Source organism: Pseudovibrio sp. W74 (assembly GCF_001623085.1).
Classification (GTDB): Bacteria; Pseudomonadota; Alphaproteobacteria; order Rhizobiales; family Stappiaceae; genus Pseudovibrio.
In genome coordinates this window covers 82,495-97,408 of the sequence record NZ_LMCJ01000016.1, presented here as the reverse complement: position 1 = coordinate 97,408, position 14,914 = coordinate 82,495, and the positions used below count along the sequence as shown (strand labels likewise).

Below are 14,914 nucleotides of genomic sequence, written 5' to 3'. Positions count from 1 at the left end.
GAAACTTGATGGTTTTTCGTTTTTAGGGGCTGAATCTGCGTGAAAGACTTGCATGTTTTGCCTTCACCTGCCAAATGAGCGCCAACGGATTTAATAGGAACGGCTGGCGCACCCTTCGTGCTGCCGCCGCGTTAGAAGTCAGGACCTTCACCCATGAGTGGCTCCCAGAACAAAGCAGCGCCGCAAAACAACGGTGGCAGCCCAGTTAAAATTGAGATGCGCCGCGTTGATGCCGACGAAGCAGGCATGCGTCTTGATCGCTGGTTTAAAGAAAACTTCCCGGAACTTGGTTTTGGCCGCTTGCAGAAACTGCTGCGCACCAAGCAGGTTCGCGTAGATGGTAAACGTGCCGAAAGCTCTACCCGATTGGAAAAGGGGCAAGAAGTCCGCATTCCACCGCTCGGTGTTGAGCTGGCTGCTGATGACCGCAAGAATGCCAGACCTCGTCCGCGCAAGTTGGTTGACAGTGACCGTGAAGCCATTGAGCAGATGATGCTCTTTGAAGATGCGCATGTGATGGTACTGAATAAGCCCGCTGGCCTTGCTGTGCAGGGTGGCTCAGGTTTGACGCGTCACGTGGATGGTATGCTTGATGCCTTCGCCAACCAGAAGGGCGATAAGCCGCGTCTGGTGCACCGTCTTGACCGTGAGACCTCCGGTATTTTGCTGGTTGCGAAGACCCGCCGTGCAGCTCAGGAGCTGACAAAGGCATTTCGTCATCGCAACACGCGTAAAATCTACTGGGCGATGGTTGCTGGCGTGCCAAAACCGCGTCAGGGTCGTATCTCGACCTATCTGGCGCGTGATGAGGGCGAAGAGCGTATGCGTGTTGCTCGTCATGGTGATGATGAAGCACAGCACGCAGTCAGCCTCTACAATGTGGTTGAACAGTCCGGTCAGAAGCTTTCCTGGGTGTCATTGAAGCCTGTAACTGGCCGTACGCACCAGCTGCGTGCCCATGCCGCGCATATTGGTTGCCCTATCGTCGGTGATCCAAAATACTTCAATATCAAGAACTGGGAGCTGCCCGGTGGCATCCAGAACAAGCTGCACCTGTTGGCTCGCCGGATTATGATTCCGCATCCGTCAGGCAATGGTGTGATTGATGTTTCTGCTCCGCTGCCATCGCATATGCAGCAGACCTGGAACTTGCTTGGTATGGATGTGAAGGACTATGATCCGGACATCAATGAACCAGAATAAGTAATAGCAAAGTTACGGGCTGATCTTCATGTATCTCATTGTGTTGGATTGCGACGGCACGCTTGCGGATAGCCAAGACAATATCATGATTGGTTTTACTGCGGCGTATCGGTTTGTCGATCTGCCTATGCCATCGAGAGATGAAATTCTTGCAACGGTTGGTCTGACACTGGATGTGGCGTTTGAACAATTGCTGGGGCGGAATGACCCGGACTTGATTGAGCAGATGGTCAAGGGATACCAACAGATCGTTTGGGAAATGCGTTCCAAAGGGCGTGATTATGATCCTCTTTATGAGGGGGCGATTGATGCTTTGCGAGAGTTGGATAGCCGGGAGGATGTGCTTCTTGGTATCGCAACAGGCAAGCACTCCCGCGGTATGAAGCACCTGATCAGCTTGCATGAGCTGGAAGGGCTTTTCACCACCATGCAGACAGCAGATGTTGCGCCATCCAAGCCGAATCCAGGTATGATTTTTCAGGCGATGAGCGAAACTGGTGTTGATCTGGAAAACACGATTATGATTGGTGATACGACTTTTGATATGCACATGGCGCACAATGCAGGTGTGAAATCTGTCGGAGTTACATGGGGTTATCACAGCGCTGAAGATGTGAAGAGCGCTGGAGCCACCTATGTTATCAATCAGTTTAAGGAACTCATTCCGGTGCTTAGTGAGCACTTCAAATGGAATAAGGAAGTTGCATAATGCGTGACATTTTTGAGCAGATTGCAGATGACATTGCAAAAGGGCCTGTTGATGCTGTTCAGGCTGCACGTGAGCACACCAAACGGAACTTACCGAAACGCTTTTATGAGCGTGTGAGCGTTGAGCTGAAAGATGACGTCTTCGCTGTTTTGCTGGATGGACGCTCTATTAAAACACCCGGTCGCAATGCGCTGGTGTTTAAGGATGAAGTGATTGCTGAAGGCGTGGCTGCCGAATGGGAGCTGCAGGAAGAAGAGATTGATCCGGCGACGATGCCGCTGACGCGCATCGCCCATTCTGCGATTGATGCCGTTGAAGACAAGTTTGCGGAAGTTGCAGACGAGATCACACGGTATGCCGGAAATGATCATTTGTGTTACCGCGCAGCTTCCCCTGCAGAATTGGTCACTCGCCAGAAAAATCAGTGGGACCCAGTCTTGGATTGGGCGGAGAAGTTGTTTGCTGGTCGCTTCAAACTCGTTGAAGGGATTATGCATGTCGCGCAAGATGAGGCGGTGACAACAGCCTATCGTGCGCAACTGGGCAAATATGATGCGCTTCAGTTAACTGCGATCCATACAGTGACGTCCATTAGCGGTTCTGCTTTGCTGGCGCTGGCGCTGGCTGAAAAAGCCTTTGAGGCGGATGTTGTCTGGTCTGCAGCTCATGTTGATGAAGATTGGAACATTCAGCAGTGGGGGCAGGATGAAGAGGCTGCTCGTATTCGTCGTTTCAAAAACGACGAGTTCAACGCAGCAGTGCTTATTCTCGTTGGAGCACCAGAAGAAAGCTAAGGTTTATTCTTTGCGAAGTTGTCTTAAGGCGCGGCTTTTGGCTGCGCTTTTTTGTTGGTGTTATGGCTTCTCCTGATTTCGTAGAAAGAAATCAATAGTTTGTAGTATGTGGGCAAGTGAATTTCATTTGCCGTGTTACCATCGAATCTGTTGAACTATGCACTCTTGCTGCACATATGAGTTCAGGGCTTTCGTAATAACGAAAACATCGCCAAATACTGCCCTAATCAAGAATATTGAGGAATTCCGCAGATGAAACATAATGAGAAAGTTATTGAGCGGCTTAACGAAGCTCTGAAACTGGAGCTTGGTGCCGTCAACCAGTACTGGCTGCATTACCGCCTGCTGGATGATTGGGGTTTTGGAAAGTTGGCGCAGAAAGAGCGCGAAGAATCCGTTGAAGAGATGCAACATGCCGACAAGCTGATTGAGCGTATTCTCTTCCTTGGTGGTCATCCAAATTTGCAGACTGTTGGCGCTTTGAAGATCGGCACCAATCTTAAGGAAGTTCTGGAAGCGGATCTTGCTGGTGAACATGAAGCTCGCACCTCTTATAAGAAGAGCCGTGAGATTTGTGATGCTGAAGGTGATTACGTCACCATGAAGCTGTTTGATGATCTACTGGTTGATGAAGAAGGTCACATTGACTTCCTTGAAACTCAGCTGGATCTCCTTGAGAAGGTTGGTGAACAGCACTACGGCGCGTTGAATGCAAACTCGGCTGATACTGGCGAATAAGTTCGCCTAACCGTTTGTTTTGATTAGAAAGAGCTGTCCTGTTGGGCGGCTCTTTTTTGTTGGGTTAAAGTTGTTTGTTTCAGACTAGCGCTTCATTAGGAACGATAGGGGATTTGAGTTGGCGGCGGGTTAGGCTGATCTATGTTTACTGGATCAAAGCTCGTTTTAGGGTCGGTTCATAACGAGTTGTGTTTCACCTGCATTCCCTAAGGAGCAGTGCTTGCACTGAGAACTCATGAGAGCAAAAGACGGTGTCATTGAACGTTTGAACAAAGCCATTTCCATGGAACTTGGAGCTGTCAATCAATACTGGGTGCATTTCAGACTTCTTGAAGATTGGGGTTACACCAAACTCGCAAAGAAAGAGCGGGCTGAATCGATTGAAGAAATGCATCATGCGGATCGGTTGGTGGAAAGAGTTGTCTTTTTGGAAGGGCACCCAAACCTGCAGCATATCGCGCCCTTACGCATCGGTTCCTCAGTGAAGGAAGTGCTGGAAGCTGATCTGGCAGGGGAGCGTGAAGCGATTGTGTATTACAGCGAATCTCGAGTGTTCTGTGAGCAGCAAGGTGACTTTGTAACAATGGCTCTTTTTGACAGTTTACTGGCAGATGAAGAAGGCCACTGTGATTTCCTTGAGACTCAATTGGAGCTTCTTGAGCAAATAGGCGAAGAAAAATATGGATTGCTCAATGCTGGCAGTGCTGATGAGGCAGAGTGAGTTTTAGCTGTCAAAGCATCAAAGAATGCTTGGTTTCCCAAGGGTTATTGGTTGTTGGGTTGAGGCAGTAATCAGTTGCATCACATGAGGCTTCTCAATCCAACGGCTTACTAGTTTTTGTGCGTAGGGGCGTGCTAGGAGATAACTCAGTTAGATTGGGAGCTGAGATATCTGATGAAGGAAGTTCTAGCTGAATTAGAAAAAAGACGTGATGAAGCGCGGCTTGGTGGGGGACAGCGCCGAATTGATGCGCAGCACAAACGCGGAAAACTCACCGCACGAGAGCGCATTGAAATTCTGCTAGATGAAGGTTCCTTCGAAGAATTCGATATGTTCAAGCAGCACCGCTGTACTGAGTTTGGTATGGAGGAAACGCACTTCCCTGGGGATGGTGTTGTTGCTGGTTGGGGAACCATCAACGGCCGTACCGTTTACCTCTTCTCGAAAGACTTCACTGTGTTTGGCGGATCGCTGTCTGAGACACACGCCGAGAAGATCATGAAGATCCAGGATATGGCGCTGCAGAACCGCGCACCGATCATCGGGATCTTTGATGCAGGTGGTGCTCGTATTCAGGAAGGTGTTGCTGCGCTCGGTGGATACGGTGAGGTATTCTGGCGCAACATTCAGGCATCTGGTGTTATTCCGCAGATTTCTGTGATTATGGGTCCATGTGCTGGTGGTGATGTGTATTCACCTGCCATGACCGACTTCATCTTTATGGTGCGCGATACCTCCTACATGTTTGTCACTGGTCCTGATGTTGTGAAAACAGTGACCAATGAGACTGTGACGGCTGAGGAACTGGGCGGCGCGAGCATTCACACGACCAAATCTTCCATCGCCGATGGTGCGTTTGACAATGATGTGGAAGCGTTGCTGCAGATTCGTCGTTTGGTGGATTACCTGCCGATGAACAATCAGGCTCCGCTGCCTGAACTTTCCGTTTATGATGATCCATCTCGTTTGGATGAGAGCCTCAATACGCTGGTTCCGGATAATCCGAACAAACCGTATGATATGCGGGAACTGATCCTGAAGACTGTCGATGAGCAGGACTTCTTTGAGATTCAGGAAAGCTTTGCCGGAAACATTATCACTGGCTTTGGCCGCGTCGAAGGGCGCACAGTTGGTATTGTCGCCAACCAGCCAATGGTTCTTGCGGGTGTTCTGGACAGTGATGCAAGCCGGAAGGCTGCGCGTTTTGTTCGTTTCTGTGACTGCTTCAACATTCCGCTAGTAACCTTCGTGGATGTTCCGGGCTTCTTGCCAGGGACTGCGCAGGAATATGGCGGGTTGATCAAGCATGGCGCAAAGCTGCTGTTTGCTTATGGTGAAGCGACTGTTCCGAAAATCACAGTGATTACGCGTAAAGCTTATGGCGGCGCGTATGATGTGATGAGCTCCAAGCATATTCGTGGTGATATGAATTATGCATGGCCATCTGCTGAGATTGCTGTGATGGGTGCAAAGGGTGCTGTTGAGATCCTCTATCGCAACGAGCTGGGTGATTCCGAGAAGATTGCTGAGCGCACCAAGGATTATGAAGATCGGTTTGCGAACCCGTTTGTTGCTGCGGAGCGTGGCTACATTGATGAGGTGATCATGCCGCAGTCTACACGGATGCGCATTTCGAGAGCGCTTGCGATGTTGCGGACCAAGAACCAGCAGATGCCTTGGCGAAAGCACGATAACATTCCGCTCTAAAATTGCTGTTTGATCGAACGAAACATAAAAAACCCGGCCTTCATACGGAGGTCGGGTTTTTTGATGGGAAGGGAGACTAACTTGGGGCGAGTTAGGTCTTATCTTTCGTCGTTTTCGATCACGCAGGTGTAACCAATGAGGGAGTGGTTGGAGTCTTTTGTCACAACGTAGGCGCGCTGTGTTTCTTCGCTTGGGCTACAGTAAGAGCCATTTGCTACGTAACGGTCATAAAGGCCAGGACCTGTGGAGAGAACGATCGCACCTTTTTCTTGCACCAGAGACTTTACCTGAGACCCTGTGAGGTCAGTTGTATTGGTGCGTGGAGCGTTCATAGCCTGAGCAACAGAAGCAACAGAGACAAGGCTGAGGACGGAAAGGGTCAGAGCGATCTTTTTCATTTGTTTAGCTTTCGGTTTCTTAATTCTTATGGGAAATGGGGGAGGGAAAGGCTAGGAGGCAGAGCCTTTCCCTGGGACGTGATGATGGGGGACGTGCGTCTAACTTGGGGCGAGTTAGATTTTAGTTGTTTTTGTTGTCAACCACACAGGTGTAACCAATGAGGGAATGATTGGAGTCTTTGGTCACGACATAGGCGCGCTCTGTTTCTTCATGTGTTGCGCAGTAGGAAGCGTTTGCAACGTAGCGGTCGTAAAGACCTGGGCCGGTTGCGAGGACGATTGCACCTTTGTCCTGTACGAGTGATTTTGCCTGGGAGGCAGTCAGGTCACCGGTGTTCACCAGAGCAGCCTGAGCGATGGAAGCAGCAGATACGAGGCCGAGTACGGATAGGGTCAGAGCGATCTTTTTCATTGGTCTTACTTTCAATTTTAATTTGTATCATTTGGGGAGGGAAAGACTGGGGAGGAACAGCCTTTCCCTAAGAGGTTGATGGGGGAAGCTCTCTAACTTGAGGCGGATTAGAGGCTTAGTTATCTCTGTTTTCGACGACGCAGGTGTAACCGATGAGGGAGCTGTTGGAGTCTTTGGTTACGACGTAAGCGCGCTGAGTTTCTTCGTGTGAAGCACAGTAAGAAGCGTTTGCAACGTAGCGGTCGTAAAGACCTGGGCCAGTTGCGAGAACAATTGCACCTTTGTCCTGTACAAGTGATTTTGCCTGGGAGGCAGTCAGGTCACCGGTGTTTACCAGAGCAGCCTGAGCGATAGAAGCAGCAGATACGAGGCCAAGTACGGATAGGGTCAGAGCGATCTTTTTCATTTGTTTTACTTTCAGTTCTAGTCATTTTCAGAGCGAAAGACCGGGAGGAGCAGTCTTTCTGATGGGGTTTTGCCGATGTTGGTTGTTACTTCGGCGTGTCTTTTCAATTTAGACTGATACAAGGCAACTCCGTGCCGCCTTATATCTTGTGTTTTGTAGTTATCTTGTTTTTCTTCAAGCTTATTTTTGTTGTATGCTTTGTTTTTTGATGTTTGTGGTTTGTTGTTGTTCGTTGATGATTGTATGTTTACTGGAAATTTTTGAGTAAGATGTGTTTTGGAACACAAAATTTTCTTTTCGCAACTTTGAATTTAAGCCGGTAACGAACTCGTGTCTTCGTGTTCTTGGGGATTACTTGCCTGTCTGTGATCAAGCTCACACTTTTGCTTGATGGTGGTGCAGAAAGGAGTTCTCAACCGCCTGTTGGTCATGCTGAACGGGCAAGGTGAGCTTTGCAGGATGTGGATGAAGGATTCGAATGTGGGTAACTGCAGCTGCGTTTTATGGTGCAACTGCAGTGTATTTGCGTGAAACGTGGATCTTCAAAGGGCTCAGTCGAAGATATCGGAGCCGAATGGTCCTTCGCCGCTGTTGTAACCCGGCTCACATGAATAGCCGATGAAGCAGCGCTTCTGGTCTTTTGTGGGGACCCAGCGGCTCATCAAGCGTTCGTAAGGCTGACAGAACTGGAGACCTGCGACGAAACGGTCGTAGGTACGAACGCCAGTGCTTAATACAATGCCGCCAGCACGCTGTACGACGGAGCGGGCTTCAAGACAGGACATTTGCCGTGTATCAGGGCGTGCGTGCGCTGTGGTGGAAACCATGAGAGCCAGAGTGCTCGAAAGAACGAGCAGTGTTGATATCCGCATAGTCTCCTCCCTTATTACTGGTTCTGCCGTGTGCGTGGTGAACAGCGATAACCGATCTGGCAGGAGTTGTTGTCTTTGGTCTTGGCCCACTCTCTGCGAAGCACTTCGTTGTGCAGGCAATACCTGATGTTACTCACAAAGCGCTCATAGGTTCGCGGGCCCGTGGTCAGGACGACGCCTCCACGACTGTCGACCAGTTGCTTTGCCTGCTCGCATGTCAGGGCCCTTGCATCTGGACGTGCCTGAGCATTGGCTGAGGCTACCCACAACAGAGTTATGAGACTACTGGCAATAATGGTGGTGGAGGCACTACGCATGGGATCAGTTGCCTTACAATGCAGATGTTGATGCTGGCTTGAACGCCGCAGTTCCATATGTTTTGAAGGCAATAGCCCAAAAGTGCGAGTATCAAGGTGAGCGGTGGTTAGCCGGTTCTAAAGAAGATGCCGCTGATTTAACTTTTTGCAGCAGGGCGTGCACGTGTGACTTCTACGCCAAACCCGCCTGTATGAACCGGCACCGGGGCAGAGGGTTTATTCACTTTCACAGTGATCTTGGAGATTCGCTGATCCATCGCGAAAACGGCCTCACAAATAGCTCCGGCAAGACGTTCCAACAGATTGAAACGGGAGTTGGTCACAACATCCTCGACAGTTTTTGCAAGGGTGCCGTAGCAGATGGTGTCTTCGTAGTCATCTGAAACCGTTGCCTTTTCAAAATCCGCCCAACAGGTCAGATCAATGATAAAGCGTTGGCCCAATTTAGCTTCTTCATCATGGAGACCATGGAATGCATAGAAAGACAGGCCTTCCAGAAAAATCTTGTTTTCATTCATTGTTTGGCTCCTGAGGACTTTCCGACTGTTGGAAAACTGTGTTGCCAGAGGTGAGAGAGAAACTCAACGCATTTTAAGAGATAATGCTCTGTATTTGGGTGAAACTCCGTCAAAACTTAGATGCTTTGCGCATCCATTGCCCCTACGAAAGTGCGATGGTTCTTCGCCCAATTGTGAGGTTGCGGAAGTGCGTAGAGATGCCTACAACCCTGCACTGTAAATAAAGAAGGTGTGTATGTGGGATGGGCATGTTTTCAAAGATTCTGATCGCAAACCGTGGGGAAATCGCTTGCCGGGTTATCAAAACGGCAAAAACGATGGGGATCAAAACGGTTGCTGTTTACTCCGATGCGGACCGAGATGCGCTTCATGTGGAGATGGCTGATGAGGCCGTTCACATTGGTGAACCGGCTGCAGCGAAATCATACCTTGTGATCGACAAGATTATTGAAGCATGTAAGCAGACCGGTGCTGAGGCTGTGCATCCAGGTTATGGCTTTCTTTCCGAACGCGCAGAATTCTGTGAGCGTTTGAAGCAGGAAGGCATTGTCTTTATCGGCCCTAATCCAAGAGCGATTGAGGTGATGGGAGATAAGATCACCTCCAAGCGATTTGCAGCTGAAGCTGATGTTTCCACTGTACCTGGTTATATGGGGTTGATTGAAAGCCCTGAAGATGCCAAGCGGATTGCCTCTGAGGTTGGTTACCCGGTGATGATTAAGGCCTCCGCCGGTGGCGGCGGTAAAGGCATGCGTATTGCTTGGAATGATGAAGAGGCCATGGATGGCTTCGAGCGCGCAAAGTCTGAAGCTATCAGCTCCTTTGGCGATGATCGTATCTTCATCGAGAAGTTTATTGAGAACCCGCGCCACATCGAAATTCAGGTGCTGGGCGATAAACGCGGCAATGCGGTTTATCTGGGTGAACGCGAGTGTTCCATTCAGCGTCGTAACCAGAAGGTGATTGAAGAAGCGCCGTCTCCTTTGCTGGACGAAGAAACTCGCCGCAAGATGGGTGAGCAGGCAGTCGCGCTTGCCAAGGCTGTTGACTATGACAGCGCGGGAACTGTTGAGTTTGTTGCTGGACAGGACAAGAGCTTCTTCTTTCTTGAGATGAACACCCGCCTTCAGGTGGAACATCCGGTGACTGAACTGATCACTGGTGTGGATCTGGTTGAGCAGATGATCCGTGTTGCAGCTGGTGAAGAGCTTTCTTTGAAGCAGGAAGAGGTCAAGCTGAATGGCTGGTCTGTTGAAAGTCGTATCTATGCTGAGGATCCGTACCGCAACTTCCTGCCGTCCATTGGCCGCCTGACGCGCTATCGTCCACCTGCAGAAGGTGATCACGGTACTTATGTGGTGCGTAATGATACTGGCGTGGTGGAAGGCTCTGAAATCTCCATGTTCTACGATCCGATGATCGCAAAATTGGTGACCTATGCGCCGACACGAGCTGAAGCGATTGAAGGCATGAGCACTGCACTTGATGAGTTTCAGGTGGATGGCATCCAGCACAATGTGCCGTTTCTTGCATCTCTCATGAAGCATCCGCGCTGGCGGTCTGGTCAGTTGGCAACTGGCTTTATTGCTGATGAGTATCCAGATGGGTTTGAACCAGCTACACCTGATGCTGGGGCTCGTAATGTGCTGGCATCTGTTGCGCTTTCCATGCACCTGATTGAGCGTGAGCGTCTGGATCACTTGCCGGGCCGCCTGCGTCCGCATCATGGCGGTGTACGCCGTGAGTGGGGTGTTTTGATCAATGGTGAGAAGCTGGATGCTGAGTTGATTGAAGGCATGGCGGCAACACCACTTGATATTGATGTGTGTGTTGAGGGTGGTGCTCGCGAACGCGTTGCGTCCTCCTGGGTTCCGGGTGATATGCTTTGGAAAGGTCACGTTGGTGATCGTGCTGTAAGTGCCCAGGTGCGGTCTGTTGAGAATGGCTACCAGCTGGACTGGCAAGGTTATTCTGTTGTTGCCAAGGTGATGACGCCTCGCAATGCTGAGCTTGCAGCACTGATGCCTGAGAAGGTTGCGCCGGATACATCCAACCTGTTGCTTTGCCCAATGCCAGGCCTTGTTGTTTCTCTTCATGTAGAAGAGGGGCAGGAAGTGAAAGCTGGAGAGCAGCTGGCCATTGTTGAAGCCATGAAAATGGAAAATGTGCTTCGGGCCGAACGCGATTGTGTGGTAAGCGCTATCAAGGCTGCACCGGGTGACAGTCTGGCAGTTGATGCTGTTATCATGGAATTTGAATAAGGAGTTGGTGCGAAGCCAATTCCTATGTTGAGGATTTGGCTTTGCGCACTCTGCTTTTTGATCTGGATGGAACGCTGACAGACCCTTTTGTCGGCATTGTAACGAGCGTTCAATACGCGCTTGAAAAACTTGGCCGCGACGTTCCTCCCGCTGAAGATCTTGCTTTCGTCATCGGGCCACCTCTCACAGAAACCTATCGCCAGCTTCTCAATACGGAAGATGAAGAACTGATCCGTGAGGGTATTCGCCTTTATCGCGAGCGCTTCACCACTGTTGGGCTTTATGAAAACGTGCGTTATGACGGGATCATTGAGCTGCTGCAGGCTGCTAAGGATCGCGGAGATCGCTTGTTTGTTTGCACATCCAAACCTTGGGTTTATGCGGAAAAGATTGTCGCGCACTTTGAGATGGATGGTTTTTTTGAGAAAACCTATGGCTGCGAGCTTGATATGACCCGTGGCAACAAGGTGGATCTTCTGGCTTATCTGTTGGAGCAGGAAGGTCTGGACGCGTCTCAGTGTCTTATGATTGGCGATCGTAAGCACGATATTATTGCAGCAAAAGAAAATGGTGTCCGATCCATTGGTGTGCTCTGGGGCTATGGTTCTGAAAGTGAGCTTGCAGATTGCGGAGCCGGCACCGTGGTTGCTTCGCGTGAAGAGCTTGCCGCTCACCTTGCTGACAGTCTTGTCGCCTGACCTTCTTTGTAATGAGTTGAATTGATGCCGATTTATTTCGCTTATGGCCGCTTGATGAACCCGAAGACCATGGCAAGCCGTTGCCCGCAAGCCAAAGCGCTGGGGCCAGCTTCCATGGATGGCTATCGCTTTATCGTGACGTCTGAAGGCGTTCCTTCCATGGTGAAAGCGCCGGGGAAGCGTGTTCACGGTGTTCTGTGGGATTGCCGCATTGGAGAAATTACAATTGTGGATGGCGCAGAGGCGCTTTTCCGCAAGGGTCTGGACAAGGTCTTTCTTCCGGTTCGCAGCGGTGGGCAGAATAAGTCTGCCATTATGTATATGAGCCGCACTGTGCGGACGGGGAAGCCTCACGTAAAAGCGTGGGAAGGTGTTTTAGAAGCTGCAGAACACTGGGATTTTCCCGAGACATACCGTGAGGAACTGCGCCAATGGGATCTGCGTTAGCAGCTCTTCTGGCATCAGGTTGTAAGGCTACCTTCGAGTGACAGTCCGTTCACAAATGTGTTTTCAGTTAGACTGAAAGACAACTCGCAATTTCCTGAGAATCTGTTAGAAATCAGGTCTCCCTATGATGGGAGATAATTCTCAGGGCGGGGTGTAATTCCCTACCGGTGGTGATGGGCCTTCGAGCCATAAGTCCGCGAGCGCCTTCCATATTCAGGAAGGGTCAGCAGATCCGGTGAGAACCCGGAACCGACGGTTATAGTCCGGATGAAAGAGAATGTAGGTGAGGGGTGCTTTGAAGAGCACTGTTTGCTTGCGCGTCCTGATTCAATGAAACGTGGCGGGTTTCCGCTCTTTGGATCAGAAAGATTTCTTATGTTTATTCCGTTTTTATCTCGTGAATTTGAGGTGCGTGTATGAGTTCATCACGCAGTTCTACTCGCGCGTCTGCAGCTGTTGTGGGTGCAAGCTGGATGGTTTTTGCTGGTGCAGCTTTTGCTATCACCAACTCTGCCATGCAGTATCTGACGATGGTGCAGGGGTTGAGTTCTACCAGCGCAACCTTCTGGCAATACCTGATCTCGCTTGTTGCGATGCTGCCGGTTATCTGGCGCATTGGTGTTGATGGACTGCACACCGAACAACTGGCGCTGCATATCTTCCGTGTCTTTCTGGCGGCGCTGGGCGTTCAGTTCTGGGTAGCCGGTTTGGCGAATGGTGTGCCAATCTGGCAGGCGATTGCGCTTTTGATGACGTCTCCGTTCTTCGTGACCATTGGAGCGGCGTTGTTCTTGCGTGAGACTGCAAGCAGGCAGCGCTGGGCGGCGACAGCTGTCGGCTTTGTGGGTGGCATGATTATTCTGAGTCCTTGGGATGATGCCTTTCAGCTGGTTGCTTTCCTGCCGATTATCGCAGCTCTGCTGTGGGGTTCTTCTATTCTTTGTATGAAGAAGCTGGAAGAACGTGAGAGCCCGCAATCTGTTACGCTCTATCTTCTTCTACTGCTGACACCAGTTAATTTCGTCCTGGCTTTCCTGGCTCCAGGTGGTTTGGCAATGCCAGTTGGCATGAACATGTGGTGGTTGATTATTCTGGCGGGGCTTTTGGGGGCGATTGCGCAAGGCTCTTTGGCTATGGCCTATGAGAAGGTCGATGCAGCTTATCTGCAGCCGTTTGATCATCTCAAGCTGCCGCTTAATGTGCTTTGTGGATTTCTTATTTTCGGCTGGGTACCACCGGGCAACTTGTGGCTTGGAGCTGCGCTGATCATTGGCGCATCGCTCTATACTGTGCATGTAGAGCGCAAACAGAACTAATTGAAAAGCCCGGTCTAATTGCCGGGCTTTTTCTTTAGGGGAACAGTTAGTTGAACCAGACCGCAAATGAACCGAAGTTTCGGCCCATTGGGCGCGTTATGGTGCGCATGAAATCTCCTTCCCAAACAGGGCCTTGTTCCACATAGTCAACGGAGTTTGGTCCGGTGATGAAGAGCACAAGGTCGAAGGTCTTTGCGGTCTCGAAGAAGGTCTTCATGTTGATCCCGCCTTCAAATACCATGGATGGAATCAGGAGCTTGCCGTTCAATACCAGTTCGGAGGCTTTGACGGCTTCCAGCCAACTGTCGATGGTCTCTTGCGTGACAGGGAGGGCTTGAAAGGGGCTGGTCTGATTGGGATTTGGCAACCATTCGTTGTCGTTATCCGTTTCTTTTTGAACCAGATCCCATGTCTCGTAGTTCAGCTGCATCACCTGCAAGAGGTTCTGGCGCGTTGCTTTTAGGCGATCAGGGTTCTGTACAGTCCAGTTGATGGAATGCAGGAAGTTGATTGGAGTGGCAAAGGAACCAAAACCGCGCCCGTTGTCTGCTTTTCCCATGTCTTCTAACTGCTGACCGTATGTGGTTGCAGATGCGCCGAAGAGACTATGGAAGGTGAGGTCGTAGGTGCTCTCATAGTCAAAGGTGAGTAGGAAATTTCCCATTGACATGAGTAGGTTAGAATATCCCTGTAGCCACTTTGCGTCTGCCCTGTCAAAGGTTATAGGAAACGCAGTTGTATCATCCTCAAGCTGAAACGGGCTTCTTCTGGAAAGACCAGATAGGATTACTGCAAGGTTCTCGTGAGGATCAACAGTTCCACTGTTGTCTGCATCTAAGTTGATCTTCAAAAGGTCTACCGTGAGCTTTACTGGTTGCTCTGATATCCCGTTCAAAGTTTCATTTGCCTGTTCCAGCTGAGTCACGAATTCTTCCAGCATTTCCCTTGTCTTGTCGTAAGTAACTGGTTCTGGCGTTGGGTTTGGGGCAACCGGGATTCTGAAGACGGGGAGGATCGATCTCAGGCTTCTGTTTGGGGATGTGTTTCCGGCGCCATATTTGTATAGGTCCTGTTGAATGCCTTGGAGGGCATTGAGAAACTGCAGGGCGCCCAATGCGAGCTTTGCCTGATTGTTTTCCGGGTTCTGCTTAGTGTTGCTTACAAAAGATGCGATGCCGGTTTCATAATCAGCCGTTTCTATGATCTCGTTGAACTGACTGGTGAAATCAGTCTGAGCAAAGGCTTGAGTTGGTAGAAAAATCATGACTGCAGAGAATGAAAGAGCAGTCAGGCGGGATTTGAGAAAATTCATAAAGTCTCTCCTAAAGGGCTACCTATTAGATATAGGAGTTGATGTTTTTTTTATGGCTTGCAATCTAAGGCTGTGGCGAGGCTGA

General features: G+C 50.1%; 17 protein-coding genes and 1 riboswitch. Of the genes, 10 read left to right on the top strand and 7 right to left on the bottom strand.

Translation table 11 applies throughout. The features are described from left to right. The first annotated feature begins 153 nt into the window (after positions 1 to 153). The 6 genes from PsW74_RS11095 (at position 154) to PsW74_RS11070 (ending at position 5,872) form a co-directional block, all read left to right on the top strand. On the top strand, positions 154 to 1,203 hold the full coding sequence (locus PsW74_RS11095) for an RluA family pseudouridine synthase (protein WP_063289469.1): 1,050 nt from the start codon (positions 154 to 156) through the stop codon (positions 1,201 to 1,203). A 28-nt stretch (positions 1,204 to 1,231) separates the two neighbouring features. Continuing rightward, positions 1,232 to 1,912, top strand: a complete 681-nt coding sequence (locus PsW74_RS11090) for an HAD-IA family hydrolase (protein ID WP_063289468.1) — start codon at positions 1,232 to 1,234, stop codon at positions 1,910 to 1,912. Continuing rightward, positions 1,912 to 2,706, top strand: coding sequence for an ATP12 family protein (locus PsW74_RS11085; RefSeq protein ID WP_063289467.1), 795 nt, complete (start codon positions 1,912 to 1,914; stop codon positions 2,704 to 2,706). Before PsW74_RS11090 ends, PsW74_RS11085 begins: the two co-directional genes overlap by 1 nt. 252 nt (positions 2,707 to 2,958) lie before the next feature. Beyond that, complete coding sequence (gene bfr / locus PsW74_RS11080) at positions 2,959 to 3,444, top strand: bacterioferritin (protein ID WP_063289466.1); 486 nt, start codon at positions 2,959 to 2,961, stop codon at positions 3,442 to 3,444. A gap of 235 nt (positions 3,445 to 3,679) precedes the next feature. After that, positions 3,680 to 4,165, top strand: a complete 486-nt coding sequence (bfr, locus tag PsW74_RS11075; RefSeq protein ID WP_063289465.1) for a bacterioferritin — start codon at positions 3,680 to 3,682, stop codon at positions 4,163 to 4,165. Between the two features lie 174 nt (positions 4,166 to 4,339). Beyond that, the gene (locus tag PsW74_RS11070) at positions 4,340 to 5,872 is read left to right on the top strand and encodes an acyl-CoA carboxylase subunit beta (RefSeq protein WP_057463407.1); all 1,533 of its coding nucleotides are present in this window, start codon (positions 4,340 to 4,342) and stop codon (positions 5,870 to 5,872) included. Positions 5,873 to 5,970: 98 nt separating this feature from the next. Here PsW74_RS11070 and PsW74_RS11065 read toward each other — a convergent pair whose 3' ends face one another. From PsW74_RS11065 to folB, 6 genes are all read right to left on the bottom strand, one after another. Continuing rightward, positions 5,971 to 6,270, bottom strand: coding sequence for a hypothetical protein (locus PsW74_RS11065; RefSeq protein WP_063289464.1), 300 nt, complete (start codon positions 6,268 to 6,270; stop codon positions 5,971 to 5,973). 121 nt (positions 6,271 to 6,391) lie between these two features. Beyond that, positions 6,392 to 6,682, bottom strand: a complete 291-nt coding sequence (locus tag PsW74_RS11060) for a hypothetical protein (RefSeq protein WP_057463405.1) — start codon at positions 6,680 to 6,682, stop codon at positions 6,392 to 6,394. A gap of 115 nt (positions 6,683 to 6,797) precedes the next feature. Beyond that, positions 6,798 to 7,088, bottom strand: coding sequence for a hypothetical protein (locus PsW74_RS11055; RefSeq protein WP_057463404.1), 291 nt, complete (start codon positions 7,086 to 7,088; stop codon positions 6,798 to 6,800). A gap of 551 nt (positions 7,089 to 7,639) precedes the next feature. Next, positions 7,640 to 7,960, bottom strand: a complete 321-nt coding sequence (locus PsW74_RS11050) for a hypothetical protein (RefSeq protein ID WP_063289463.1) — start codon at positions 7,958 to 7,960, stop codon at positions 7,640 to 7,642. Positions 7,961 to 7,974: 14 nt separating this feature from the next. Continuing rightward, entirely contained in the window at positions 7,975 to 8,277 is a 303-nt protein-coding gene (locus PsW74_RS11045; RefSeq protein WP_063289685.1) for a hypothetical protein, read from the bottom strand. 137 nt (positions 8,278 to 8,414) lie between these two features. Next, entirely contained in the window at positions 8,415 to 8,795 is a 381-nt protein-coding gene (gene folB / locus PsW74_RS11040) for a dihydroneopterin aldolase (RefSeq protein ID WP_063289462.1), read from the bottom strand. A gap of 248 nt (positions 8,796 to 9,043) precedes the next feature. On the opposite strand from folB, the gene PsW74_RS11035 reads away from it, so the two are divergent. The 4 genes from PsW74_RS11035 to PsW74_RS11020 all read left to right on the top strand — a co-directional run bounded on the left by PsW74_RS11035 (position 9,044) and on the right by PsW74_RS11020 (position 13,517). Beyond that, positions 9,044 to 11,056 carry an acetyl/propionyl/methylcrotonyl-CoA carboxylase subunit alpha gene (locus tag PsW74_RS11035; protein ID WP_063289684.1) on the top strand — a complete coding sequence of 671 codons (2,013 nt, stop codon included), beginning with the start codon at positions 9,044 to 9,046 and terminating at the stop codon, positions 11,054 to 11,056. 41 nt (positions 11,057 to 11,097) lie between these two features. Continuing rightward, complete coding sequence (locus tag PsW74_RS11030) at positions 11,098 to 11,754, top strand: HAD hydrolase-like protein (protein WP_063289461.1); 657 nt, start codon at positions 11,098 to 11,100, stop codon at positions 11,752 to 11,754. Positions 11,755 to 11,778: 24 nt separating this feature from the next. Further along, positions 11,779 to 12,201, top strand: a complete 423-nt coding sequence (locus tag PsW74_RS11025; protein ID WP_063289460.1) for a gamma-glutamylcyclotransferase family protein — start codon at positions 11,779 to 11,781, stop codon at positions 12,199 to 12,201. 133 nt (positions 12,202 to 12,334) lie between these two features. After that, positions 12,335 to 12,484, top strand: a riboswitch (FMN riboswitch). A 133-nt stretch (positions 12,485 to 12,617) separates the two neighbouring features. Continuing rightward, on the top strand, positions 12,618 to 13,517 hold the full coding sequence (locus PsW74_RS11020; protein ID WP_057463399.1) for a DMT family transporter: 900 nt from the start codon (positions 12,618 to 12,620) through the stop codon (positions 13,515 to 13,517). Positions 13,518 to 13,563: 46 nt separating this feature from the next. Here the strand turns inward: PsW74_RS11020 and PsW74_RS11015 are convergent, their stop codons facing one another. Beyond that, entirely contained in the window at positions 13,564 to 14,829 is a 1,266-nt protein-coding gene (locus PsW74_RS11015; protein WP_063289459.1) for a hypothetical protein, read from the bottom strand. Between the last annotated feature and the right edge of the window lie 85 nt (positions 14,830 to 14,914).

Bases quoted from the DNA above. Each gene is read 5' to 3' on its own strand.
- PsW74_RS11045 (WP_063289685.1), bottom strand. From the start codon at position 8,277: ATGCGTAGTGCCTCCACCACCATTATTGCCAGTAGTCTCATAACTCTG.
- PsW74_RS11060 (WP_057463405.1), bottom strand. From the start codon at position 6,682: ATGAAAAAGATCGCTCTGACCCTATCCGTACTCGGCCTCGTATCTGCT.
- PsW74_RS11090 (WP_063289468.1), top strand. From the start codon at position 1,232: ATGTATCTCATTGTGTTGGATTGCGACGGCACGCTTGCGGATAGCCAA.
- PsW74_RS11025 (WP_063289460.1), top strand. From the start codon at position 11,779: ATGCCGATTTATTTCGCTTATGGCCGCTTGATGAACCCGAAGACCATG.
- PsW74_RS11035 (WP_063289684.1), top strand. From the start codon at position 9,044: ATGTTTTCAAAGATTCTGATCGCAAACCGTGGGGAAATCGCTTGCCGG.
- PsW74_RS11055 (WP_057463404.1), bottom strand. From the start codon at position 7,088: ATGAAAAAGATCGCTCTGACCCTATCCGTACTTGGCCTCGTATCTGCT.
- PsW74_RS11070 (WP_057463407.1), top strand. From the start codon at position 4,340: ATGAAGGAAGTTCTAGCTGAATTAGAAAAAAGACGTGATGAAGCGCGG.
- PsW74_RS11095 (WP_063289469.1), top strand. From the start codon at position 154: ATGAGTGGCTCCCAGAACAAAGCAGCGCCGCAAAACAACGGTGGCAGC.
- PsW74_RS11015 (WP_063289459.1), bottom strand. From the start codon at position 14,829: ATGAATTTTCTCAAATCCCGCCTGACTGCTCTTTCATTCTCTGCAGTC.
- folB (WP_063289462.1), bottom strand. From the start codon at position 8,795: ATGAATGAAAACAAGATTTTTCTGGAAGGCCTGTCTTTCTATGCATTC.
- bfr (WP_063289465.1), top strand. From the start codon at position 3,680: ATGAGAGCAAAAGACGGTGTCATTGAACGTTTGAACAAAGCCATTTCC.
- PsW74_RS11065 (WP_063289464.1), bottom strand. From the start codon at position 6,270: ATGAAAAAGATCGCTCTGACCCTTTCCGTCCTCAGCCTTGTCTCTGTT.
- PsW74_RS11020 (WP_057463399.1), top strand. From the start codon at position 12,618: ATGAGTTCATCACGCAGTTCTACTCGCGCGTCTGCAGCTGTTGTGGGT.
- PsW74_RS11085 (WP_063289467.1), top strand. From the start codon at position 1,912: ATGCGTGACATTTTTGAGCAGATTGCAGATGACATTGCAAAAGGGCCT.
- bfr (WP_063289466.1), top strand. From the start codon at position 2,959: ATGAAACATAATGAGAAAGTTATTGAGCGGCTTAACGAAGCTCTGAAA.
- PsW74_RS11050 (WP_063289463.1), bottom strand. From the start codon at position 7,960: ATGCGGATATCAACACTGCTCGTTCTTTCGAGCACTCTGGCTCTCATG.